This is a genomic window from Microbacterium sp. K2 (genome assembly GCF_051365005.1).
Lineage (GTDB): Bacteria > Actinomycetota > Actinomycetes > Actinomycetales > Microbacteriaceae > Microbacterium > Microbacterium foliorum_B.
In genome coordinates this window covers 998,479-1,022,067 of sequence record NZ_JBLWII010000001.1, presented here as the reverse complement: position 1 = coordinate 1,022,067, position 23,589 = coordinate 998,479, and the positions used below count along the sequence as shown (strand labels likewise).

Below are 23,589 nucleotides of genomic sequence, written 5' to 3'. Positions count from 1 at the left end.
GGGAAGCCGCGAACGCGCGGCACAGGCTCAACCCAGGGTCGGGCGCGCCGTCGCTGGTAGGCTCGCGGTGGTCTCGTGCGTCCGTCGATCCGAAAGCAAACTGTATCCGTGACACCTCTTCAAGCCCTCGATCAGCCTGCACTCTTCCGATTCGAGGACCCGCAGACGGGTGTGGATCTGTCGGAGCGCGAACGACGCCTCCTCGTCGGGGCTCTGAACTTCCATGCACTCATGGCGCCCCAGCGGACTCTGCGCATCCATCTCTATGACGGCTCAGTGGAGACGACTCCTCGACTCACGGACGACAGCACGTTCGACGGACTCTCGAGGAACAACCGTCACCGCATCGAGAGCTTCGACGTCGTCAGCTCCGTCTCCGTCGAGGAGCGGGAGTCCGAGCGCACGGAGGCGGCGTCAGCCCGACTCGTCGCGTCGCCCACCCGGCACCTGCATGTGTCCTCCGACGGTGTTCTGAACTCCGACCCCTACCGCCCGCAGCGCCCTGGAATCATCGGCGGGATCGCGCGAAGCGTCAAGTCCCGCGCCCCGCTCCTCTACGACGATGCACGCGATCTCTCGCTGCTCAGATTCCGACGCAAGCTCACGACGGCCATCGAGCCTCGCGACTACGAAGCGGAGTTCCGCCGCGGCGGTGCGCACGAGGACGAGGTGATCGTGCCGGCAGGTCCCGTCCTCGAGGGCGCGCAGAAGGCCGTGATCATCGGCCTCCACTGGTTCGAGCTCGGCGGCGCTGAGCTCTGGGCCTTCGAGACGGTGCGTCTGGTGCGTGAGGCGGGTCTGCTCCCCATAGTGCTGACGAATCGGGACTCGCACCAGCCGTGGGTCACTCGTCCCGAGCTCGACGGGGCGCTGCTCATCCCCTTCTCGGAGCCCACCGTCGTGTCTCAGACGGCCGGCGTCGAGCCTCTGCTCCGTTCGCTGCTGCGCACCTTCGACGTGCGCGGTGTCGTCATCCATCACAACCAGTGGCTCTATGACCGGGTGGCGTGGATCGCCGCGTCGCGTCCAGGCATCCCCATCATCGACAGCACTCACATCGTCGAGTACACGGGCGGCGGCTATCCTCTGAGCAGTGCGATCGCCTCGAAGTCGATCACCACGCACCACGTGATCTCGCCGAGCCTCGCCCGCTGGATGACAGACGTGCAGCGGATCCCCGCTGACCGTGTGGTCATGGCACCGCTCGGCGGACTCACCGTGAAGCCGAAGGATGCCGTGTTCCGGCCGCGATCTGCAGGGGAGCAGTTCACCGTCGCGTTCGTCGGCCGGATGGCGCGGCAGAAGGCTCCGGAGGTCTTCATCACAATGGCGCGGCGCCTGAAGCGTCAGGGATACTCGCTCCGCTTCATACTGCACGGTGGCGGCGAGCTGTCGAGCTGGGTCGACGACATCATCGAGGCCGAGGGGCTGAGCGCCGATATCGTCCGGCGCACCTCGGACACCCCGGTCTCCGACACTCTCGACGAAGCCCACGTGCTCGTGGTGGCCTCCCACAACGAGGGCCTCACGCTCACGACCCTCGAGGCGATCGCGCACGGAGTGCCGGTGATCTCGACGGACGTCGGTGCCCAGGGCGACATCATCCCGGAGTCGGCTCTGGTCCCTCGATACGCGCGCCTCGCCGCGCGCAGGCTCGCCGAGGCTGTGGCCCCGCTCGTCAACGACGAGGAGGCGAGAGAGGCGCTGTGGCGCAAGGAGCGCAAGGCTGAGAAGAAGCTGCTGTCTCAGCAGTCCGCGAGTTCATGGTTCAAGGAAGAGGTGGGCTCGTGGTGAGTGTCGCTGGAGTGGTCGTCACGTTCAATAGGCTCGAGAAGCTGAAGACCGTGATCGCATCGATCGAGGCGCAGACGCACCCGGTCGAGACCCTGTTCGTCATCGACAACGCCTCGACCGACGGCACGGCGGAGTACCTGGCCGCGCTCGAGACCTCGGTTCCCCTCGAAGTCGTGAGCATGTCGACCAACTCCGGGGGAGCGGGCGGGTTCTCGGAGGGAATGCTGCGCGGTTACGCGTCCGGTGCGGATCACGTCTGGATCATGGATGACGACTGCTATCCGAAGCCGGAAGCCCTCGCGAGCCTCATCGCCGGTTTCGACGGGGCGGTCCAGGAGCTCGGCGGCGACGTGCCCTTCGCATGCTCGGTGGTTGAGTTCACCGACGGCAGCATCTGCGAGATGAACAACCCGGTGACCACGTGGGACTGGGGGCGCCTGCTCGTCAAGGGGCAGAAGAACGTCATGGTGACCGCATGCTCGTTCGTGTCCGTGCTGATCCCGCGGTGGGCCATCGCGGAGTACGGGCTTCCCTATTCCGAGTACTTCATCTGGTTCGACGACCGCGAGTACACCCTTCGCCTCACCGCGCGTTGCCCCGGTGTGCAGGTGCTCGACAGCGTCGTCGTGCATGACATGGGAGACAACCGGGGTGTGAACTTCGCGATGGTCGACCGCAAGAGCCTGTGGAAGTTCTCGTACGGTGTGCGCAACGAGGCGTCCTGGCAGCTGCACCACCGCGGGTTCCTGTATTTCGTGGAGTTCGGAGCGCGACTCTTCGTGAGCCTTCACCGCGGCCGCGTTCCGCTGGATCTGCGTGCGAAGCTGCTCGGCAAGTGGGTGAAGGGCATCACCTTCAACCCGAAGATCAAGTATCCAGAGGCGGAGGCGGCGTGAGCTGGGTCTCGATCCTGCCAGCGCTGATCGTCACCGGCGCTCTCCTCTTCCTTCCGGGACTGGTGCTGGGCTTCCTCCTCCGCCTGCGCGGCATGAGACTCCTCGCGCTCGCCCCGGCGCTCAGCGTCTCCCTCGTCGCGGTCGCCGCCCTGGCGGCGCCCTTCGTGGGAATCCGATGGAGCATCCTCCCGGTCCTTGTCCTCACCGCGGTCGCGTCGATCGCCGCGTACTTCTGGACGAGGCACATCGGGAAGCCGGCCCTGCCCCGGCCGCGAGCGAGCGCCAGACAGCTGGTCGCCGTGATCATCTCGATCGTCGTGCCCGCCGCGCTCATCGCGTTCGTGCTGGTCAGAAGCATGCACGACCCCGAGTTCTTCTCGCAGCGCTACGACAACTTCTTCCATCTGAACGCCGTCCAGTACGTCCTCGACACCGGAAACGCATCGCCCCTGTGGCTCGGCAGCATGACGTCGCCGGAGGGCGTGCCCTTCTACCCGTCGGGCTGGCACGCGATGGTCTCGATCGTCGTCGCGCTCAGCGGAGCCTCCGTGCCGCTTGCGACCAACGCCATGATCATCGTCGTCGCGGCGGTCGTCTGGCCGATCGGGGCGGTGTTCCTGGTGCGCGAGCTCCTCGGGCGCAATCAGATCATGACGGTGGTCGCAGGAGCTCTCGCCGCCGCCTTCCCTGCCTTCCCGTTCCTGCTCCTGCACTACGGCGTGCTCTATCCGCTGTTCCTCGGCCTCGCCGTCGCCCCTGCGGCGATCGCCGTCGCCTGGTGGCTGCTCAGGCCCGGGCGAGTGTCGCGCCGTCAGGACTGGGCGCTGCTGATGGTGCTCATCGTGCCCGGTCTGGGCGTCGCGCACCCGGGAGCGCTCATGGCGGTCGTCGCGCTCACGGTGCCTTTCATCGTCGCCAGGCTCCTGCACCAGATGAGGACTCCGGGTCGGCCACGGCTGATCGCGATCGGTCTGCTTGTCGCATACGCCGCCGTAGGAGTGGTACTCCTGCAGGTGGTTCGCCCACCGGCGAGCCAGATCTACTGGCCCATCATCAACACGGTTCCCGACTCGATCGGCGAGGTCGTGGCGGCGAGCGTGTACGGCTACCCGAGTTCGCTCGGGATCACTGCCCTGATGATCATCGGTGCGTACAGCGTGATCCGCAGAGGCAGCTACGCGCGGTGGTCGATCCTCGCGATGGCGGTCATCTCGGCAGTGCTCTACATCATCGTGTCCGCGTCGCCGTACGAGACGCTCCGCTTCTGGTTCACGGCCCCGTGGTACAACAATCCGCCGCGTATCGCCGCTTTCTGGGCGATCGGAGTCCTGCCGCTCGCGGCGCTGGGTGGCATCGTCCTGGTCACGTGGCTTCTCCGGCAGCGACTGCTGGTGCCGGTACGTCGGCTCTCCGAGCGCCTCCCCGTCGTCCTGATCGCCATCGTCGTGATCGCGCTCGTGGGAGTCACGCAGAACGCCGCGATCCGGCAGGCGGCCGCTGACATCGAGTACACGTACGAACTCCGCCCCGGCGGGCCGATCGTGTCTCCGGACGAACTCGATCTCATGGAGGATCTCGCGGAGCTCGTCCCTGAGGATGCGGTCATAGCGGGCGACCCGTGGACGGGGGCCTCGTTCGCCTACGGCGTGAGCGGACGACGGGTGCTCATGCCCCATCTGCTGATGGACCTCACCGACGACGCCGAGGCGATCAACACGATGCTGAGCACCGACGGAGACTCTCCGCAGGTCTGCGACGCCCTCGAGGACACCGGGGTCGAGTACGTCCTCGACTTCAGCGCCGACGGTGACTTCCAGGAGAACGACGGAGACTACTCGGGATTCGATGACCTCGACAGCTCGCCCTACGTCGAGCTCGTCGAGCAGCGCGGCGAGGCGAAGCTCTTCAGAATCGTCTCGTGCGGACTCGGATCATGACCTACGAGATCTTCGTGCCGTTCTGGGGAGACCCGGATCAGCTCTATGAGACCGTCGAGTCCGTGCGCGCCCAGACGGACCCGGACTGGCGGTTGACGATCATCGACGACTGCTATCCCGACGACTCCGTCGCAGCTCACTTCGGTCAGGAGCGGGATGAGCGGATCGTCTACACCCGGAACGAGCACAACGTCGGGATCACCGAGAACTTCCGGGAGTCCGTTCGACGTGCGTCCGGGGAATTCGTCACGATCCTCGGCTGCGACGACCTTCTGCACCCGAACTACGTCGAGGTCGTCCGCGCGACGGCCCGCGCAGTGCCGCACGCCGACGTCATCCAGCCGGCGGTTCAGGTCATCGACGAGAGCGGAGCTGTCGTCCTTCCCCTTGTCGATCGGATCAAGCAGCGCCACCTCGCTCCGAAGGGACGGGGGGTGACCGTCTTCAGCGGCCCCGACATGGCCACAACGCTGATCCGGGGCAACTGGCTCTACTGGCCGTCGCTCTCGCTTCGTGTCGAGACGCTGCGCCGTATCGACTTCACAGATGACCTCCCCGTCATCCAGGACCTGGCGTTGCTGATGGACATCGCGTTCGACGGCGGAACGCTGGCCTACGCGCCGACGCTCGCCTTCTCCTACCGACGTCATCTGGAGAGCGCGTCCCAGAAGACGCTGCTCGACGGCAGCCGCTTCCTCGATGAGCGACGGTATTACCGCATAGCGCGCCGCTCGGCCGCTGAACGGGGATGGACCCGCACGGCGCGAACCGCGCGGGTGCGCCTCATGTCGCGCCTGCACGGGATCGCCGCGCTGCCCCTCGTGCTGCGCCACGGCACGGCACGGGGCTTCAGATCGTCACTGGCGCACGTGGCCGATCTGAGCTGAGTCCGGGGATCCCCGAGCGGCGGCTCAGCCGCATCACGCGGTCGCGTCAGCGCAGGGAACCGATGCGACGCGATGCTTCACGCCATGCGCGGACGAGCATCCACCGCGACTGCAGCGCCTTGCGGAGTCCTCGCGGCTTCGGGGCCGACGCATTGGCATCATGCAGTCGGCGCCGCAGGACAGGGCTCTGGACATGGGCGAGCCCGCGAGCCGTATTGCCGACGGTCGCGATCCACAGATCGTGGGATTCGACGAGGAACTCAGGGAAGGGCAGAATCAGGTCCTTGGCCTCGCGTCGGAACGCCATGGCGCAGCCGTAGTAGGGCGCGTCCCCCGCGAGCAGACGCAGTTCATTCGCCAGCGAGCCGCCTGAGGGCAGCGCATCGAGGTGCCAGGGGCGTCCCGTGAGCGGAGAACGCAGAGGGGCGTCGTCAGGCAGCAGCACCAGGTCGCCGGCCGCGATCGAACGGTCGCGGAGTGCCTCCACGAGCAGCGCGCGGCGGCCGGGGACCCACTCGTCATCCTGGTCGGAGAGGAAGATGATCTCGCGTGTCGCTTCGGCGATCGCGGCCTCGAAGGCCTTCACGTATCCGCGGTTCGTCTCGGAGCGGATCAGTCGGATGCGACCGTCTTCGACAGCGGCCACGACATCTGCGGTGTCGTCCGTGCTCGCATCGTCGACCACCACAACCTCGTCGCCGGGGCCCAGCCCATCGAGGATCGATTCGAGCTGGTGCCTGACGAACCGTGCGCCGTTGTACGTGGCCATGCAGACGCTCACGGTCTTCGTCATACGATGCCTCCGTCAGCGGGTGCGACGAGGGCGAAAGCCGATCGCCTCTCCAGGAGCAGATGGTGGATTCCGGCTGTCACGACGACGGCGAGGATCACGAGCTCCGAGGCCGCGAGCCCGGCGATGATCCCGCTGAGGCCCCACTGCGCTCCGAAGACCATGAGCGGGATTCCGACCAGCGCAGCGCCGAGGGTGCCGAAGAGCACGTAGCGGTTCAGACCGGCCGGTACCAGGACATTGCGGATGAAAGGGGTGGTCAGGCTGGTCAGCGCGAAGGTCGCGCCGAAGCCGAGGAACACGGCGATCTCCGGCGTCGCCTTCGCGCCGAACAGCAGCGAGGAGAACACCGGGCCGAGCACCGTCAGCGCCGCGCCGCCGATGACGGCGAGGGCGGCGTGGAGCCCGAAGGCCACGAGATGGCGGCGTAGCCGACCATGCGCGTAGGAGACCTCGAGCACCCATTTCTGAAGAGTGTTCGACAGAACAGTGATGGCGAAGAGGGCGATGCGGAAGAATTTGTCCGCCGAGGTGGCCTGACCGCTGGCCGCCGAGCCGAGCAGGCCCTGCGCGAGCGGGATGGGCGCCGATGTGTAGGAGCCGCCGATGGTCTCAGCCGCGGCGACCGAGAGGTTCGCGCGATATGCGCGCAGGATCCGCCTCCCTGCGAACGGAGGTACAGGTCGTCGGTAGAGGCGGAGGTTCAGAAGCACCGGCCCGATGAGGAAACCGATCAGCGTGAGGATCGGGTACCAGAGCAGCTGCTCTGTGAGCAGGAGGAGCGGAATCGCCAGCGCGACGCTGATGCTCACCGGGACCGTCTCGAACAGCAGCACGACCCGCGCGTTGCCCACGCCGACCGCGTACCAGACGACGGTCATGGCAGCAGCGGTGGTCGCAAGAGTCACGAGTGCGGCGACGAGGCGGAACTCGGCCGGGACGAGGGCCGAGCTGAGTGCGGCGCCGACCAATCCGGCCGTCACCACGAGCAGGCCGCGGCACCAGAACGAGTCTCCGAAGAGCTGACTCCGAGCGGCGTCGTCGGCGCTGAGCGCGATGCGCGCTCCACCGGAGATGTTCCATCCGAACCCCGCGACGATCGCGCAGACGGTTCCGACGGCCTGAGCCGTGCCCACCGACCCCCACGCCTCCAGACCGAAGACGTTCGGGATGATGGGCAGCAAGAACAGCGGCGCGATGAAAGAGATCAGAGGAACGGCACTAAAGCCCGCGAAGCGTGACAGTAGAACCTTCATCGATGGGACTCCTCGGACCATTGCGGCCCAACACCACTCGGGATGGCGCGGACATTAACGCGTGCGAGCCTAGACTACTGGAGTCGGGTTGAAGGAGAGGTCAGGGACGAATGGCTGGAGTTGTCGTGCTCGCCGCCTATCGACCCTCGAAGGAGCTGTTCGCCCGCCAGATCGCCTCGATACGCGACCAGACCGTGACTGACTGGGAGTGCATCATCTCCGTTGACGGAGAGCTGGAGACCGTCGAAGAGGTCCTCGCCGATGTTGTGCCCGACGACGAGCGCTTCCGCGTCCTTGCAGACGGGCGACGCCTCGGTTTCTACCTGAACTTCGAGCGGGGGCTTGCGGCGGTGCCCGCAGAGGCCGAATGGGTGGCGCTGAGCGACCAGGACGACTTCTGGTACCCCCACAAGCTCGAGACCCTGCTTCCGCACCTCTCGGAGGCTGCGATCGTGTCCGGGCAGGCCCGGCTGGTGTCCCACCCCGGTGAGGAAGTGCTCGGATTCACTGAGCGACGACAGCTCGATGCCGCATCGACCATGATCGTGAATCAGTTCACCGGCTCGCTGTGCCTCTTCCGCGCCGATCTGCTGTCGACGGCGCTGCCGTTCCCTCGTCTCTCCTCCCACACTGTCGCGCACGATCACTGGCTCGCCGTCGTCGGCATGGCGCGGGGAGGCGGTCGGATCGTCGATGACGTCGTACAGGACTACGTGCAGCACTCTGCGAACGTCTTCGGTGATCCGAGCAGGCTGAGGCTCGGCCCGATCGCGACGCTGCGGAGAGCCTGGGGCAACGCCGTCTCGTTCTCGATGCGGTACGAGGGGTCCGCGTCGCCGTTCGCGATGGCGCGGATGCTGTTCTGGATCTACGTGGGATGGCGCCAGCTCATGGCGCAGACGCTCGCGGAGCGTGAACCCCAGGCGGCGCACGCGATCGAGATCGATCGGCGCTTCGGCTCGGGGCGGCGATTGCTCGAGACCCTGCGGATGCTGCGTCGAGTCCGTCGCGCACAGGTCGTGCCCGCGCCCTTCGTGATCGCGTATCTCGGGAGCTGGGCAGCGGGCTGGCTGATTCGGGGGCGTCGACGCAGACCGACCGTGACGCCGTAGACGGCAGTCAGCGGGGTAGCGCGTCGGGAAGAGGGCGTATGCGCCAGGTCACGCGGGCAGCGTCAGCGGCGAGTGCTGGCCCCATCCTGCCCATGCGCTCGGCTCGTCCGTCGCGGAACCCCGCGACGAGCAGCTTTCGCATGGTCGAGCGGGGTGTCGCCAGCATCCACGCGATCAGGAAGTACGCGTAGTCCGCGCGTGCGTCGCGGCGCAGACGCGCGCGGTGCCGCGGGTGCCGCCGGGCCAGCACGATGCGATTCCTGGCCCGGTAGTAGTACCGGAACGGCGTGCTCAGGGTGAGGGTGGGAAGCAGCGCTCCGAGGGGTCCGGGGATTCGGTACCGTGCACCCAGACGGTGCGGCAGCCGGAGACCGGGGGCGACGATGCACGGCATGTCGGCGTCGAGGCAGCGGAGTTCGAAGTCCGTGTCCACGAGGTCGATGAAGAGGGCGTCATCCATCAGACCGACCCGGTCGACCACTTCAGCGGGCAGATACATACCGGACTGGATCGCGTGAGCGGCGTAGACCACTCCGTGTCGTGTCGGCGACCCGGCCTGGGAAACGTCGGCGAAGAACTCCGGAACGACGGGGCCGGCGGCGATGCGGTGAGTGCGGGCGCGTTCCCAGGCAGCTCTCAGAGCATCGACGAAGCCGGGGGCGATGGTCGAGTCCTGATCGAACGTCACGATCGCGCTCGCACCGTTGTCGAGGGCGCCGCGGATGCCGCGATTCAGAGCAGTGGCGATGCCGGAGTTGTGCTCCAAGGCGACCACCTGTGCTCCGCTCGATGCGATCTCCGCGCGAATCGAGTCGAACTCAGAGCCGCTGCCGTCGTCGACCACGATGATTCCGGTGACTTGGGGAGCGAGATCGGCCAGAAGCGGAGGGACCTCCGCAGGGCGATGAACGGTGACGACTCCCCAAACCTCGTCGCTCGGGGCTCGGGACGTCATGCCGGGGGAGCGCTGTCGGCGCCGCTGCCTCGGTGCTGAGCCTCGAGGGCCGCGATCCGGCTGTCCAGCCTGTCTATCTCGGCGCGCGACAGCGCTGCCTCTTCCGCAACGCGGCGGATCTCGTCCTCAGCCTGGGAGAGCTCCCAAGAGAGGTGCAGGGACACTCCCAGGAGCAAGGTGATGGCCAGAGCGAACAGGAGGTTGGCCGGCACCTGCACGCCGAGCAGTGCGGTCGCCCAGAGCAGGAGCTGCGGGAAGATCCCGAGCAGCAGGACGCTCAGCGCGATCACGATCCACATCACGGCGTACTTCTCGCGAAGGCGTCGCGTCAGAAGCATCCAGAACACCAGCGCCAGGATGAACAGCGAGAGGGCGATCCCGACGGCAACGATCATTGTGCGTCCTCCCGCTCACGGACACTCGTCGATTGGCTCGACGAGTCGGTGCGACGCAGCATCGCCAGGCCGAGAGTGAACACCGAACGCAGCAGATAGATCGATGCTCCGATCGGGCCCTGGCTCGGCGTGCCGTGGACACGTGGCCGCATCGCCACGGGCACCTGCGTCACCGTCAAGCCCGCGTGACACGCTGCGACGAGGGAGTCGATGGTGTCGCCGAGGTACTCGGCGGGGTAATAGCGGACGTACTGCTCGATGGCTCGGTGGTTGGCTGCGCGGAAGCCGCTCGTCACATCTGTGAGGCGGGTCTTGGCAACTCTGGACACGGTCTTCGCCAAGAACAGCATCGCCCAGTGTCGGGGGCCACGAACGGAGTAGTCGCCGACGTCCGCGAAACGAGCGCCGATCGAGATGTCCGCGGCGTCGAGGCCGGCGAGGACTCGGGCGATGTCGACCGGATTGTGCTGCCCATCGGCGTCGACCTGGATCGCACGCGTGTAACCGTGGCGCTTCGCGTAGGTGAACCCGGTGCGCATCGCCCCGCCGACGCCGAGATTGAACGGGAGCGAGATGACCGTGGCGCCGGCTTCTCTGGCGACTGTGCCCGTGTCATCGGTGGATCCGTCGTCGACGACGAGAAGATCGAAGTCGGCGCTCGCGGCGCGGATCTCGTGCACGGTGCGTCCGACGTTGCGGGCCTCGTTCCACGCGGGGACGATGACGAGGACACGGTCCGACGGCAAACTCATAGTTCCCCGATCCTATCGGATCGACCGGTCACGTGATCGGAGCGCCGACCGCGTAGTCCCTTTTGAAAGCGGGAGCGATCTGCAGCACCTCGGGTGCGCGCCCGCCGCCGAGTCTGAGCAGAACCGAGATCGACGTGACGTGCCTCAGCTTGTCGTTCTCGTAGAAGTAGATCTCCGGCGCGCCGGTGAACTGCACGAAGTCCGTGCCGCTGGTCAGCAGGGGGGATCCGACCTTGAAGCCCGAGAGCTGGTCGCCCGGGAGCACATACTCCCGTGGCGGCGTTCCTCCGTTCAGCTGGATAAGGGTCTTGATGCTGCGAACGTGACGTAGCACGCCGTTCTCATATCGGTAGATCTCGGGGCGTCCGTTGAAGCGGACGAAGGAGTTCGCGGGGAGGCTCGCAGGGCCGGTGCCGAGCCACTGGACGGTCGCCTGCAACCAGGGCAGCACCTGGAGTGGTCTGGATCCGTTGAGCGCCAGCAGATCCGCGGGGGTCGGCACGTGCCGCAGGGTGCCGCCCGACACGACGTAGATCTCGGGCGCTCCCTCCGGCTGGACGAACAGCGGATCGGAGACCGTCGTCTTCGCGCGAGGCATCGCGCCACACTCTCCACTGCCGAGCTTCGTCGGCTTGATGCCGCCGAACTTCGTGCCCGAGATCGGATAGAGCTTGCCGCCCGCGGCGATCATGTTGCTGTTGCCGCAGGTGACGACCGGTGCGAGCGTCGATCCGACCTTCGCATTGGCTGCGACTGAACTGCTCGGCACGATTGTGGTGTTCGTTGCACCGAACTCTCGGGCGAGCGCTGTGCTGGGCACGCGCAGCAGGCGGTCCCCGAGGAGTGTGAGGTACACCTCCTGCGACCCCGCGGCGCGGATCAGGCTGTTCGCCTTGATCACGATGAGGCCGTGACGGATCGCCGCGGCGGCCGACGGCTTCATCGAGGCGACGTATCCGGGCGTTCCCTTGGATACCTCGAGCCACGTCTGCTGGTTGGCGACGTGCCTGCGCAGGCCTGACTGATAGAGGTAGACCTCCGGCTCCGCCCCTGAGCGGAAGAACGACCCCACAGGTGCGCCTTCGGAGAACCGGTCCGCCGTGGCGCCCGTGAGGTTGACGTACGAGCTGAATGAGTACCCGAACAGGGCGACCTGACCCGCGTCGACGAAGCGATGCCGCGTGCCGTCCGGCTCCAGGAGGTAGAGCGTGCCCGTTCGAGGGTCGTGCACGTACCGCGTGACCGGCTTGCCCTCCGGCATCGGATCGAGGTACGACGCGGCCACGGAGACCGCCCCGCCGAGCCTCGTGCGCAGCGCGGCATAGTCCTCGCCTGCGACGACGTGGTGACGGACGCCGGACTGCACCATGTAGATCTCGGCGCGACCAGGGACCTGCGCGAGCGTCGCCGGAGTGGCACCCGATGTCTGCGTGCTGCCGAACCAATCGGTGAAGAGCTGGTAGAAGTTGCGATTGCCGTAGCTGGAGCACCCGTCACCTGTGCCGTAGCCGGCGTTGAGCGCCGCGCGATTCGGCTGATAGGGCGTGTAGTAGTAGAGCGCCGCGGTCGCCTTGTTCTCGATGCGCACCGGCGCCGAGCCGCAGGCCCGGTTGGGGTGATACAGGATGTTCCAGGTCTTTCCCGGCGCGTAGTAGGTGAACCAGCGTCCCTCGGCGTAGATCTGCATCTGCCTGGCCGCACCGTAGATCTGGTAGAAGAAGCCGGCGTATGCCGGATCGCACGCCGCCGTGTCCGGGCAGCCCTGACCGAGGGCCATGTCGTAGCGCCAGCTACTGGGCCACGTGTGCGTGACGAGACTCTGCTCCTTCTCGAGCATGACGATGAGCACCCGCGGGTTGATGCCGCACGACTGCGCGACCCGCGCGATGATCGTCGCCGCCGACTCGTTAGCCGCTCCGCTGTAGCCACGGCAGTAGCTGTCAGCCGGGCGGTTGGGCGTGTTCTGACGGTAGTCCTTGAGGCAGACGTATCCGCTGCGGCATGACGCCACCTTTCCGCGGAAGAACGAGTCGATCTGACCGGCTGACATCGTGTCACCCTGGAAGAACACGGCATCGGAGATGATGTTGCCCGGCTTGAACTGCGCGAGGTTCGCGGTCTCGCGGATGGACGCATCCACCGGGGCCGTCGCCGCAGTCGACGATGTCAGCGTCGTCGCGGCCGTGGACAGGCCGCCGGAAGATGAGGGCGACACGGCACTGGCCGGCGTCGCCACGAGCAGGGATGCGGCGAGGACGACAGCCGCTGCACTGGCAAGAATGCCGAGCAGGTGGGGGGATTTTGAGCCGGTCACCTGCTCATTGTGGCGGAAATACACAGATGATGCCAGTGTGAACGATGTGACGCAAGTAAATCGTGTCTTTCTGAGTCCCAGCTGGGATGTGGCACGATATGGGGGTGAAAGGCATTATTCTCGCTGGCGGCTCAGGCACTCGACTGCACCCGATTACGATCGGCATCTCCAAGCAGCTGATTCCCGTGTACGACAAGCCGATGGTCTACTACCCGCTGTCGACGCTGATGCTTGCGGGGATCCGGGACATCCTGATCATCACGACTCCTCACGACGCAGAGCAGTTCGAGCGTCTGCTCGGTGACGGTTCGCAGTTCGGAGTGAACCTCACGTTCGCACAGCAGCCGTCGCCGGACGGTCTCGCGCAGGCCTTCGTCATCGGAGCGGACTTCATCGGCGACGACAAGGTCGCCCTCGTGCTCGGTGACAACCTGCTCTACGGTCCGGGACTCGGCACCCAGCTCAAGCGCTACACGGACGTCGAGGGTGGTGCCGTCTTCGCCTACTGGGTCGCAGAGCCCAACGCCTACGGCGTCGTCGAGTTCGACGCCGACGGTCGCGCCGTCTCCCTCGAGGAGAAGCCTGAGCACCCCAAGAGCAACTACGCCGTGCCCGGACTCTATTTCTACGACAACGACGTGGTCGAGATCGCCCGCAACCTCGAGCCGAGTGCTCGCGGGGAGTACGAGATCACCGACATCAACAGCGCCTATCTCGAGCGCGGCGGTCTGCGCGTCGAGGTGCTGCCGCGTGGAACAGCGTGGCTCGACACCGGGACGTTCGACCAGATGTCGGATGCCGGCGACTACGTGCGCACGATGGAGCGCCGCACGGGTCTGCGCATCGGCGTCCCGGAAGAGGTCGCCTGGCGTCAGGGCTTCCTCACCGATGACGAACTGCGTGAGCGGGCCAGCAAGCTCGTGAAGTCCGGCTACGGAACATACCTGCTCGAGACCCTGGAAAGAGGTCGTTGATGTCGAACATCCTCGTCACCGGAGGCGCCGGTTTCATCGGCTCGAACTTCGTCCACTACGCGGTCGAGCACACGGACCACATGGTCACGGTCCTCGATGCGCTGACGTACGCCGGCAACCGGGCCTCGCTCGCGGGTCTTCCCGAAGACCGGGTGCGGTTCGTGCACGGCGACATCACGGATGCCGAGCTCGTCGACGGGCTCACCGCTGAGGCGGACGCTGTGGTGCACTACGCGGCGGAGTCCCACAACGACAACTCGCTGCACAGCCCCCGTCCCTTCCTGGACACCAACATCATCGGCACGTACACGCTGCTCGAAGCGGCGCGCAAGCACGAGACGCGGTTCCACCACATCTCGACCGATGAGGTCTACGGCGACCTCGAGCTCGACGACCCCGAGCGGTTCACCGAGCAGACTCCGTACAACCCGTCGTCGCCGTACTCGTCGACCAAGGCCGGCAGCGATCTGCTCGTCCGCGCCTGGGTCCGCTCGTTCGGCGTGCAGGCGACGATCTCGAACTGCTCGAACAACTACGGGCCGTACCAGCACGTCGAGAAGTTCATCCCGCGTCAGATCACCAACGTGATCCGCGGCATCCGCCCCAAGCTCTACGGGGCGGGTGAGAATGTCAGGGACTGGATCCATGCCAACGACCACTCGTCTGCCGTGCTCACCATCCTCGAGAAGGGTCAGATCGGCGAGACCTATCTGATCGGCGCTGACGGCGAGCGCAACAACAAGGAGGTCGTCGAGCTGATCCTCGAGGAGATGGGCCAGCCGCGAGACGCGTACGACCACGTCACGGACCGTGCCGGTCACGACCTGCGGTACGCGATCGACTCCACGAAGCTGCGCACGGAGCTGGGCTGGAAGCCGGAGTTCGCCGATTTCGAGTCCGGACTGGCCGCGACCATCGCGTGGTACCGCGACAACGAGTCATGGTGGGCGCCTTCCAAGGACCAGACCGAGGCGTTCTACGCCTCCAAGGGACAGTGACCCGATGAGCGAGATCGACTTCGGCAAGTCCCTGAGTCGCACCGAGACGACGATTCCGGGGCTGGAGATCTTCGATCTGCCGGTTCACGGCGACTCGCGCGGGTGGTTCAAGGAGAACTGGCAGCGCGAGAAGATGACCGCGCTCGGCCTCGCCGATTTCGGCCCCGTCCAGAACAACGTCTCGTTCAACGACGCCGTCGGAACGACGCGCGGGATCCACGCCGAGCCGTGGGACAAGTGGGTGTCCATCGCTACGGGACGGATCTTCGGCGCCTGGGTCGATCTGCGGGAGGGACCGACGTTCGGCGCGGTCTTCACCGCCGAGCTCGATCCTTCGAAGGCCATCTTCGTGCCACGGGGTGTCGGCAACTCGTATCAGACCCTCGAGCCCGACACCGCCTACACCTATCTCGTGAACGACCACTGGTCGCCGGACGCGTCGTACTCCTTCCTGAATCTCGCAGACGAGACCGCTGCGATCGAGTGGCCCATTCCGCTTGCGGAGGCCGAGGTCTCTGCGAAGGATCTCGCACACCCACGCCTCTCTGATGTGGAGCCGGTCGCCCCTCGGAAGACTCTCGTGATCGGCTCAGGCGGACAGCTGGGAACTGCCCTGCGGTCCGAGTTCGACGGCATGCAGAGCGTCGAGTGGACCACGCGCGCCGATTTCGATCTCGGGTCGGCGACACTGGCCGATGCGCGCCGGTGGCGCGACTACGACACGATCATCAACGCAGCCGCATACACGGCCGTCGATCGTGCGGAGACGCCCGACGGCAGGCGTGACGCGTGGGCGGTGAATGCCGCAGGGCCCGCCGCGCTGGCTCGCATCGCTGCAGAGCACGGCATCACGCTCGTGCACGTGTCGAGCGACTACGTGTTCGACGGATCGGCCGATCGCCCCTATGCGGAAGCCGACCTCGTGTGCCCTCTCGGTGTCTACGGGCAGTCCAAGGCCGCAGGCGATCTCGCCGTATCGACGGCTCCGCGTCACTACATCGTCCGCACCTCCTGGGTGATCGGGAGCGGGAGCAACTTCGTCAGCACCATGGCCTCGCTGGCTGCGAAGGGTGTGGACCCGAAGGTCGTCGACGACCAGCGCGGGCGGCTCACGTTCGCGAGCGAGATCGCTCGCCTCATCCGCACCCTGGTCGAGAAGCGTCCCCCGTTCGGGGTCTACAACCTGACCTCCGAGGGCGAGGTCGTCACCTGGGCAGACGTCGCTCGCCGCGTGTTCGAACTCGTCGGCCATGATGCAGCACGGGTCACGGGCGTGTCGACGGATCAGTACTTCGCCTCGGCGACGTCGCCCGTCGCCCCGCGCCCGCTGAACAGCGTGCTCGATCTGACCAGGGTCCACAGCATCGGCTTCACCCCTCGTGCGGGAGACGAACTGCTTCGGGAGTATCTCGCGCCGTGAGCGCGTCGTTGCGGACCGCGGATGCTCTCATCGCGGCGCCGAAGGCGCGGGTCTTCCGAACCGACATCCAGGCGCTCCGCGCCGTCGCCATCGGCTTGGTCGTGCTCAACCACCTCTGGCCGTCGCGCCTGCCCGGCGGCTATGTGGGTGTCGATGTATTCTTCGTGATCTCCGGCTTCCTCATCACAGGACACCTCGTGGGAGAGATGAGGCGCACCGGGGGAGTGCGACTCGGGGCGTTCTACGCCCGACGTATCCGGCGCCTGCTCCCGGCTGCGATGCTCGTGCTCGCAGTGTCGCTCGTGCTTTTCGTCGTGTTCCTTCCCTACCCTCGGTGGGAGCGCGGAGCCTGGGAGGTCGCGGCGAGTGCGGGGTACGTCGAGAACTGGTTCCTGGCATCGATGTCGGTCAACTACTCGGCGCTCAACGATGCGGCGAGCGTCGTGCAGCACTATTGGTCGCTGTCGGTCGAGGAGCAGTTCTACATCGTCTGGCCTCTGCTGCTGCTCGCAGCGCTCGCCGTGTCTCGGCGCACCGCAGGACCGAGCACGCGTCGCGGAACGAGGAGGAGGACGACCAACGCGCTGATCCTGGTCGTTGCGGTGGTGAGCATCGTCTCCTTCGCCGCCAGTGTCATCTACACGATCGTCGCGCCGCCTCAGGCATACTTCGCGACCTTCACGCGCGGATGGGAATTCGCCGTCGGTGGCGCGATCGCGCTCTTCGGAAGCCGGATACCTCTCGGGCGCACTGCCGCTGACATCGTCAGCCTGCTCGGGTTCGCCCTCATCGTCTTCGCCGCGCTCGTCTACGATCACACGACAGCTTTTCCCGGGTACACCGCGCTGGTGCCCGTGCTCGGCACCGCGGCGGTGATCCTCGCCGGCGAGAGATTCGCGTCGCTCTGGCATGCGAAGGTCACGGCTCTGCGTTCCGTGCAGTGGGTCGGCGGCATCTCCTACTCGTTGTATCTGTGGCACTGGCCGTTGATCGTCGTCGCGCCGTTCGTCATCGGGGGCGAGGCGACCACCCTGTCGAAGGTCGCGGTGCTCGCGATCGCGCTCGTGCTGGCCGCGCTGACGAAGAGGTTCGTCGAGGACGCCGGCCAGACCTGGGGTTACTGGCGTGGCTCCTCGCTCCGTGCGTTCGGGCTCATGGTCACCGGGATGATCGTCATCGCTGCTCTCGTGGCCGGCGTCCTCGCCTCATACAGTGCGCGGGTCGAGGCAGACGGGCCACCCGACGACCTCCTCGCATCGACGTGCGAGGGACCCTCGGCGCTCGCACCGGGGGCGGAGTGCGCCGACCCTTTCGGGGCCGCGGATTATTCGGTGATGACGAAGAAGAACGAGTACTTCTACACCCCTGAGGAGTGCGGTGAGTTCCTGCCGATCCTCGCTTACGGAGATCTGAAGACGACGCACGAGTGCGACTTCTCGGGCGGTGCAGCGGATCCGACGCGGGTCTGGCTGATCGGTGACTCGCACGCGCAGCAGTGGCAGGGGGCCGTGTTCGACATCGCAGAGAAGAACGGCTGGATCGTCGACACCAGCTACTACGGAGGGTGCCCCGTGGCCGATGTCGACTTCATCGGATTCCGCAGCGCGTGGGGCGTCGCCGACGTGGAGAGGTGTCGCGAGTGGTCGCGCGACCTCGCCGAGACCGTCACCGAGGATGGCCCCGACCTCGTCATCACCGCGATGGCATCTCGGCTTCAGCTGGTGGACGACGGGAGCGACAGGCCGCAGACCGATCAGATGTCGCAAGGGCTGCTGGAGTACTGGAAGCGCTGGAACGATGCGGGTATCAAGGTGCTCGCGCTCGCGGATCCTCCTTTCAACGCCGAGGTCAGGAGCCCCGATTGCGTGCTCCACAACTCCGACGAGCCGCAATCCTGTGCGCGTCCTCGCGCTGAGGCACACCCCGCCGACCCGATGGTCGCCGCCGGTGCGGCGGCCGGATCGGAATCCATCAGTGTGCTGGACCTGACCGACCGCTTCTGCGACGCGACCTCGTGCTACGCCGTGGTGGGCGGCATCCCCGTCTACTACGACGCGGATCACCTCAACCTCGAGTTCGCCAGACTGCTCGGACCCGATATCGAAGCAGCGGCCGAGCGACTGCTGATGCAGAACAGATAGGCTGAAAGCGGCAGACGGTCGACCCGAGACGACTGCGGCGACAGCCCCGCCGATACGCCGCCCTCTTCATGAATCCGACGCGAACGACATGGCTTCGGCCTCCCGCGGCTGACTCCGCGCGCCCTCTGACACACCGCGCCGACATCGACGGCCTCCGAGCGCTCGCGATCCTGCTCGTGGTGGCGTACCACGTCTGGCTGGGCCGCGTCTCGGGCGGAGTCGACGTGTTCCTGATGGTCTCCGCGTTCTTCCTCACTGCGTCGTTCGTGCGGCGACTCGAGTCGCAGCGCCCGCTTGCCCTCGGTCCGTTCTGGCTGCGCCGGTTCCGACGGCTGCTGCCCGCGGCCGCTGTGACGATCGTCGGCGTGCTCGGCGTCGCACTCGCGATGTATCCGCAGACCGAGTGGCCGCGCGTCTGGACTGAGGCATGGTCGAGCCTCTTCTACGTCGAGAACTGGACTCTCGCCCTGTCGGAGGTCGACTACTACGCGCGCGAGTCCGTCACGCCCAGTCCGTTCCAGCACTTCTGGTCGTTGTCGGTCCAAGGGCAGGTCTTCGTCCTCTGGCCGCTGATCATCGCGGGCGTGTGGGTGGTGCTCCGCCGCCGACAGCGCCTGATCGTTCCTGCCCTGGCTCTCGTGTTCGGTGTGATCTTCGTCGTCTCGCTCGGGTTCTCGGTGGTCGAGACGATGCGAGCCCAGTCGTTCGCCTACTTCGACACACGCACACGACTGTGGGAGTTCGCGGCCGGCTCGCTCGTCGCGATCGCGCTTCCCCACGTCCGCGTTCGACCGTGGGTCGGGGCGGTCTTCGGATGGGTCGGGATCGTCGGCATCGCGATGTGCGGAATCGTGCTCGACGTGCAGGGCGGGTTTCCCGGGTATCTCGCCCTGTGGCCGGTGGTCTGCACGGCGCTCGTCATCATCGCCGGGCGCGACCGCCCGCGTGGCGGACCTGCGGTGGTGTTGGAGTCAGCGCCACTGCGTTACGTCTCACGAGACGCCTATGCGCTCTATCTCGTCCACTGGCCCGTCCTCGTGACCTGGATGATGTTGAGTGGCCGTTCCGAGCCGGGGTGGTCGGCCGGCCTCGGAATCGTCCTCGTGTCGCTCGTGCTCGCCAGGCTCGTGTCGATGCTGGTCGAGCGACCGATTCGGGACTCAGTCGTCCTCGATCGCTCGCACCGTCTCGGTGCGCTCGCTCTCGCAGCATCCGTCCTCATCGTCGCCGCGCCGCTCGCCGCATGGCAGCTGACGATCGAGCAGCGTGAGGCAGCGCTGCTGGCCGGCGACACCGGCGGATACCCGGGGGCGGCGCAGATCGACACCCCGATCGACCTCTCGGGCGCCGATCTGCCGCTGATCCCGCTGGCCACAGCACTCGATGACGAGTGGGTGGATCTGAAGAGCAGCTGCGAGGGCGAGCTCGAGCCCGTCGAGCCGGTGCTGCAGGGCAGCTGCGCGCAGACCGCGAATGCAGGGGACTCGGACGCATGGCGGGTGCTCGTGATGGGGGACTCCCACGCGCAACAGCTCATGTCGCCCCTCACCGTTCTCGCCGATCAGCAGGGGTGGGGCATCGTCGCCCTGCTGAAGGGCGGATGCGCGATCGGCATCGGAGCACCGACCTGGTCGGCCGCGGGCCCGCCGTGCGAGGAGTGGCGTGCCGCTGCGATCGAGTATGCGACGAGGGTCCAGCCCGATGCCGTGTACCTCGTCGTGACTCGGGCGACCCCTGCGTCTCCCGAGGTGCTCGTGGAGGGGATCCGAGACATCGCCGAGGAACTCACTGCCAGCGGGATCCAGGTGATCGCCGTGCGAGACAATCCGCGCTTCGATGTCGACATGTACGAGTGCGCCCTCGAGGAGTCCGAGGTCGCGCCGGGCACTGCTGCGGCGTCGTGCGACGTTCCCGAACCGGGGTTCGCCATCGGGGACGACCTCGACGATCTGGCGGAGGCCGAAGGGGTCATCGCCGTGGACTTCCGACCCTGGCTGTGCCCCGAGGGCGTGTGTCGGGCATCGATCGGCAATATCGCCGTGTACATTGACGACAATCACATCTCCGATACGTACGGGCGCACTCTCGCTCCCATGCTGCAGGGAATGCTGGAGGTCGGAGGACCCCTCGGCGCCGAGGCGGGCTGACAGGTTGCGCCGAGTCCGCTGCCGGTAGAGTTGTCTGCTGTGTGCCGTGCGCGACGCCGCGCGGATGTGAGCCTTGTGGGCAGAAAGCAGCAACATGGATCTTCTTGTCGTCGGGTCGGGCTTCTTCGGCCTCACCATCGCAGAACGCGCCGCCAACGCCGGCCGCAAGGTCACGGTCATCGACCGTCGCCACCACATCGGCGGGAACGCCTACAGTGAGGCCGAGCCTGAGACGGGCATCGAGGTCCACCGATACGGCGCCCACCTCTTCCACACGTCGAACGCCACGGTGTGGGAGTACGTCAACCGGTTCACGAGCTTCACGAATTACGTGCACCGGGTCTACACGACGCACAAGGGAACTGTCTTCCCGATGCCGGTCAACCTCGGAACCATCAACCAGTTCTTCCAGTCGGCCTACACGCCCGATCAGGCGCGGGCCCTCGTGCGCGAGCAGGCAGGGGAGTTCGACGTCAAGACGGCGGCCAACTTCGAGGAGAAGGGCATCGCTCTCGTCGGCCGTCCTCTGTTCGAGGCCTTCTTCCGGGATTACACCGCCAAGCAGTGGCAGACCGACCCGCAGAAGCTGTCCGGCGACATCATCAGCCGGCTCCCCGTGCGCTACACCTACGACAACCGCTACTTCAACGACACGTGGGAGGGGCTGCCGACAGACGGCTACACCGCGTGGATCGAGCGGATGGCCGATCACCCCAACATCGAGGTGAAGCTGAATGTCGACTACTTCGACGAGAATCAGCCGCTGAACAAGAAGGCGACAGTCGGGCAGCTGCCCATCATCTACACGGGCCCCGTGGACCGCTACTTCGACTACACGGCGGGCGCTCTCAGCTGGCGAACGCTCGACTTCGAGCAGGAGGTGCTGAACATCGGCGACTTCCAGGGCACCAGCGTGATGAACTACCCCGACATGGACGTGCCGTACACGCGCATCCACGAGTTCAAGCACTTCCACCCGGAGCGCAAGGACGTCTACGAATCCGACAAGACCGTCATCATGCGCGAGTTCTCCCGGTTCGCGAACCGCGACGACGAGCCGTACTACCCCGTGAACACGCCGACGGACCGCGACGGGTTGCTCGCGTACCGTGAGCTCGCGAAGGGCGAGAAGGACGTGCACTTCGGCGGACGTCTCGGCACCTACCAGTACCTCGACATGCACATGGCCATCGGCTCCGCGCTGTCGCTGTGGAACAACTCGCTCTCGTAGACTCGGCACTGTGAGTCACACTGCTGCCGGGGCGCCCGGAACGCCCCGGCGCTATCTGCATTCCCTCTGGCTGCTGTCGGCGAGAGACCTCAAGGTGCGGTACTCGACGAGCCTGCTCGGGTACCTGTGGTCGGTGCTCGATCCGCTCGTGATGAGCGTGATCTACTGGTTCGTCTTCACGCAGATCTTCAACCGCGATGTCGGCGAGGATCCGTACATCGTGTTCCTCATCAGCGCCCTGCTGCCCTGGGTGTGGTTCAACACGTCGGTCACGGACTTCACTCGTGCGTTCAAGAAGGACGCGAGGCTGGTGCGCTCGACCGCGATCCCTCGCTCGATCTGGGTGAACCGAATCGTGTTGAGCAAGGGAGTCGAGTTCCTCTTCTCCCTGCCGGTGCTCGCGGCGTTCGTGATCATCAACCTGATCGTGGAACAGGACCCGGCGCACACCGTCCAGATCGGCTGGGGAATCCTCTGGGTCCCCGTCGCGGTGTTCCTGCAGGCCGTTCTGCTCGTGGGCCTGGGGCTTCTGGTCGCCCCGCTCTGCGTCCTCTTCGTCGATCTGGAACGCACGACCGCGCTGATCCTGCGCGCCATGTTCTATGCGACTCCGATCATCTACAACGTCACGGATCTTCCCGGCGTCTTCCAGACCCTCGGTGCATTCAATCCGCTCGCCGGGATCTTCATGCTGTACCGGATGCCGTTCTTCCCCGACCAGTGGAACCTCTTCACGCTGCTCGTCAGCGTGGCGATGACGCTCGTCATTCTTGCGCTCGGCGTATGGACGTTCCGGTCCCTCGAGCGCACCGTGCTGAAGGAGCTGGGATGACCGTCGCGATCGAGGCCAGAGAGCTGGGTGTCCGCTTCCGCCGCAACCGCCGTGGACGCCAGAACTTCAAAGACCTTTTCGCCCCTGCGGCGCGGCGGTCGCGCTCCGGAGAGTTCTGGGCCTTGCGTGACGTCTCGTTCACGGTGCAGCAGGGTGAGTCGATCGGCGTCGTCGGGCGCAACGGCCAGGGCAAGTCCACGCTGCTCCGTCTCGTCGCGAACGTACTGCTCCCCGACGAGGGTGCGGTGAAGGTGAAGGGTGGAGTCGCTCCTCTGATCGAGATCACGGGCGGGTTCGTGGGCGACCTGACCGTGCGCGAGAACGTCGCGTTGATGGCCGGACTGCATGGAATGCCACGGGACGTGGTCGCAGAGCGCTACGACGGCATGATCGCCTTCGCGGAGCTGGCGGGCTTCGAGGACACCCCGTACAAGCACCTGTCGAACGGCATGAAGGTGCGACTGGCGTTCTCGGTCGTGTCGCAGCTCGACGAGCCGATCCTGCTCGTCGACGAGGTGCTCGCGGTCGGAGACAAGGCGTTCCGCGACAAGTGCTACAAGCGCATCGACGAGCTCCTCGCCGAGGGGCGCACGCTCTTCTTCGTCAGCCACAACGAGCGCGACCTCCGCCGCTTCTGCACCCGCGGTCTCTACCTCGACAAGGGCACGCTCGCCCTAGACGGGCCGATCGCAGACGTCCTCGACAGGTACAACGCCGACTACAACCGCGGCTGAGGCCGGCGGGCGGCCGCTCCTTCG

Annotated in this window: 19 protein-coding genes; 13 read left to right on the top strand and 6 right to left on the bottom strand. The window is 66.3% G+C overall.

The window, feature by feature from the left end; all coding sequences use genetic code 11:
• Positions 1-108 precede the first annotated feature (108 nt).
• Genes ACLKOY_RS05170 through ACLKOY_RS05155 form a run of 4 tightly spaced genes read left to right on the top strand, consistent with a single transcriptional unit; the run spans position 109 to position 5,514 of the window.
• Positions 109-1,794, top strand: coding sequence for a glycosyltransferase (locus tag ACLKOY_RS05170; RefSeq protein ID WP_436452719.1), 1,686 nt, complete (start codon positions 109-111; stop codon positions 1,792-1,794).
• The gene (locus ACLKOY_RS05165; RefSeq protein ID WP_436452718.1) at positions 1,791-2,690 is read left to right on the top strand and encodes a glycosyltransferase family 2 protein; all 900 of its coding nucleotides are present in this window, start codon (positions 1,791-1,793) and stop codon (positions 2,688-2,690) included. Before ACLKOY_RS05170 ends, ACLKOY_RS05165 begins: the two co-directional genes overlap by 4 nt.
• Complete coding sequence (locus ACLKOY_RS05160; RefSeq protein WP_436452717.1) at positions 2,687-4,627, top strand: DUF6541 family protein; 1,941 nt, start codon at positions 2,687-2,689, stop codon at positions 4,625-4,627. The genes ACLKOY_RS05165 and ACLKOY_RS05160 overlap by 4 nt, the downstream gene beginning before the upstream one ends.
• Positions 4,624-5,514 carry a glycosyltransferase gene (locus ACLKOY_RS05155; RefSeq protein WP_436452716.1) on the top strand — a complete coding sequence of 297 codons (891 nt, stop codon included), beginning with the start codon at positions 4,624-4,626 and terminating at the stop codon, positions 5,512-5,514. Before ACLKOY_RS05160 ends, ACLKOY_RS05155 begins: the two co-directional genes overlap by 4 nt.
• Positions 5,515-5,560: 46 nt before the next feature.
• On the opposite strand, the gene ACLKOY_RS05150 is transcribed toward ACLKOY_RS05155, so the two are convergent.
• Together ACLKOY_RS05150 and ACLKOY_RS05145 are read right to left on the bottom strand one after the other, a co-directional pair.
• A complete protein-coding gene (locus tag ACLKOY_RS05150) occupies positions 5,561-6,307 on the bottom strand; it encodes a glycosyltransferase (protein ID WP_436452715.1) in 747 nt (248 codons plus the stop codon).
• Complete coding sequence (locus ACLKOY_RS05145) at positions 6,304-7,560, bottom strand: hypothetical protein (RefSeq protein ID WP_436452714.1); 1,257 nt, start codon at positions 7,558-7,560, stop codon at positions 6,304-6,306. Before ACLKOY_RS05145 ends, ACLKOY_RS05150 begins: the two co-directional genes overlap by 4 nt.
• 110 nt (positions 7,561-7,670) lie before the next feature.
• On the opposite strand from ACLKOY_RS05145, the gene ACLKOY_RS05140 reads away from it, so the two are divergent.
• Positions 7,671-8,672: a glycosyltransferase gene (locus ACLKOY_RS05140; RefSeq protein WP_436452713.1), complete on the top strand. Its 1,002-nt coding sequence runs from the start codon at positions 7,671-7,673 to the stop codon at positions 8,670-8,672.
• Positions 8,673-8,679: 7 nt separating this feature from the next.
• On the opposite strand, the gene ACLKOY_RS05135 is transcribed toward ACLKOY_RS05140, so the two are convergent.
• The 4 genes from ACLKOY_RS05135 to ACLKOY_RS05120 are packed head-to-tail and all read right to left on the bottom strand — an operon-like array spanning position 8,680 to position 13,088.
• Positions 8,680-9,627, bottom strand: coding sequence for a glycosyltransferase (locus ACLKOY_RS05135; RefSeq protein ID WP_436452712.1), 948 nt, complete (start codon positions 9,625-9,627; stop codon positions 8,680-8,682).
• Positions 9,624-10,022 carry a DUF2304 domain-containing protein gene (locus ACLKOY_RS05130; RefSeq protein ID WP_436452711.1) on the bottom strand — a complete coding sequence of 133 codons (399 nt, stop codon included), beginning with the start codon at positions 10,020-10,022 and terminating at the stop codon, positions 9,624-9,626. The genes ACLKOY_RS05135 and ACLKOY_RS05130 overlap by 4 nt, the downstream gene beginning before the upstream one ends.
• Positions 10,019-10,774 (bottom strand): glycosyltransferase family 2 protein, encoded by a 756-nt coding sequence (locus tag ACLKOY_RS05125; RefSeq protein WP_436452710.1) that lies wholly within the window; start codon positions 10,772-10,774, stop codon positions 10,019-10,021. The genes ACLKOY_RS05130 and ACLKOY_RS05125 overlap by 4 nt, the downstream gene beginning before the upstream one ends.
• Before the next feature lie 28 nt (positions 10,775-10,802).
• A complete protein-coding gene (locus ACLKOY_RS05120) occupies positions 10,803-13,088 on the bottom strand; it encodes a hypothetical protein (protein ID WP_436452709.1) in 2,286 nt (761 codons plus the stop codon).
• 104 nt (positions 13,089-13,192) lie between these two features.
• On the opposite strand from ACLKOY_RS05120, the gene rfbA reads away from it, so the two are divergent.
• From rfbA to ACLKOY_RS05080, 8 genes are all read left to right on the top strand, one after another.
• The gene (gene rfbA, locus ACLKOY_RS05115) at positions 13,193-14,062 is read left to right on the top strand and encodes a glucose-1-phosphate thymidylyltransferase RfbA (RefSeq protein ID WP_436452708.1); all 870 of its coding nucleotides are present in this window, start codon (positions 13,193-13,195) and stop codon (positions 14,060-14,062) included.
• The gene (rfbB, locus tag ACLKOY_RS05110; RefSeq protein ID WP_436452707.1) at positions 14,062-15,060 is read left to right on the top strand and encodes a dTDP-glucose 4,6-dehydratase; all 999 of its coding nucleotides are present in this window, start codon (positions 14,062-14,064) and stop codon (positions 15,058-15,060) included. Before rfbA ends, rfbB begins: the two co-directional genes overlap by 1 nt.
• A 4-nt stretch (positions 15,061-15,064) precedes the next feature.
• On the top strand, positions 15,065-16,480 hold the full coding sequence (locus ACLKOY_RS05105; protein WP_436452706.1) for a sugar nucleotide-binding protein: 1,416 nt from the start codon (positions 15,065-15,067) through the stop codon (positions 16,478-16,480).
• Entirely contained in the window at positions 16,477-18,621 is a 2,145-nt protein-coding gene (locus ACLKOY_RS05100; RefSeq protein ID WP_436452705.1) for an acyltransferase family protein, read from the top strand. The genes ACLKOY_RS05105 and ACLKOY_RS05100 overlap by 4 nt, the downstream gene beginning before the upstream one ends.
• Positions 18,622-18,689: 68 nt before the next feature.
• Positions 18,690-20,768 (top strand): acyltransferase family protein, encoded by a 2,079-nt coding sequence (locus ACLKOY_RS05095; protein WP_436452704.1) that lies wholly within the window; start codon positions 18,690-18,692, stop codon positions 20,766-20,768.
• 94 nt (positions 20,769-20,862) lie between these two features.
• On the top strand, positions 20,863-21,999 hold the full coding sequence (gene glf / locus ACLKOY_RS05090; RefSeq protein WP_436452703.1) for a UDP-galactopyranose mutase: 1,137 nt from the start codon (positions 20,863-20,865) through the stop codon (positions 21,997-21,999).
• Between the two features lie 10 nt (positions 22,000-22,009).
• Entirely contained in the window at positions 22,010-22,831 is an 822-nt protein-coding gene (locus ACLKOY_RS05085) for an ABC transporter permease (RefSeq protein WP_436452702.1), read from the top strand.
• The gene (locus ACLKOY_RS05080; RefSeq protein WP_436452701.1) at positions 22,828-23,565 is read left to right on the top strand and encodes an ABC transporter ATP-binding protein; all 738 of its coding nucleotides are present in this window, start codon (positions 22,828-22,830) and stop codon (positions 23,563-23,565) included. Before ACLKOY_RS05085 ends, ACLKOY_RS05080 begins: the two co-directional genes overlap by 4 nt.
• Positions 23,566-23,589 lie beyond the last annotated feature (24 nt).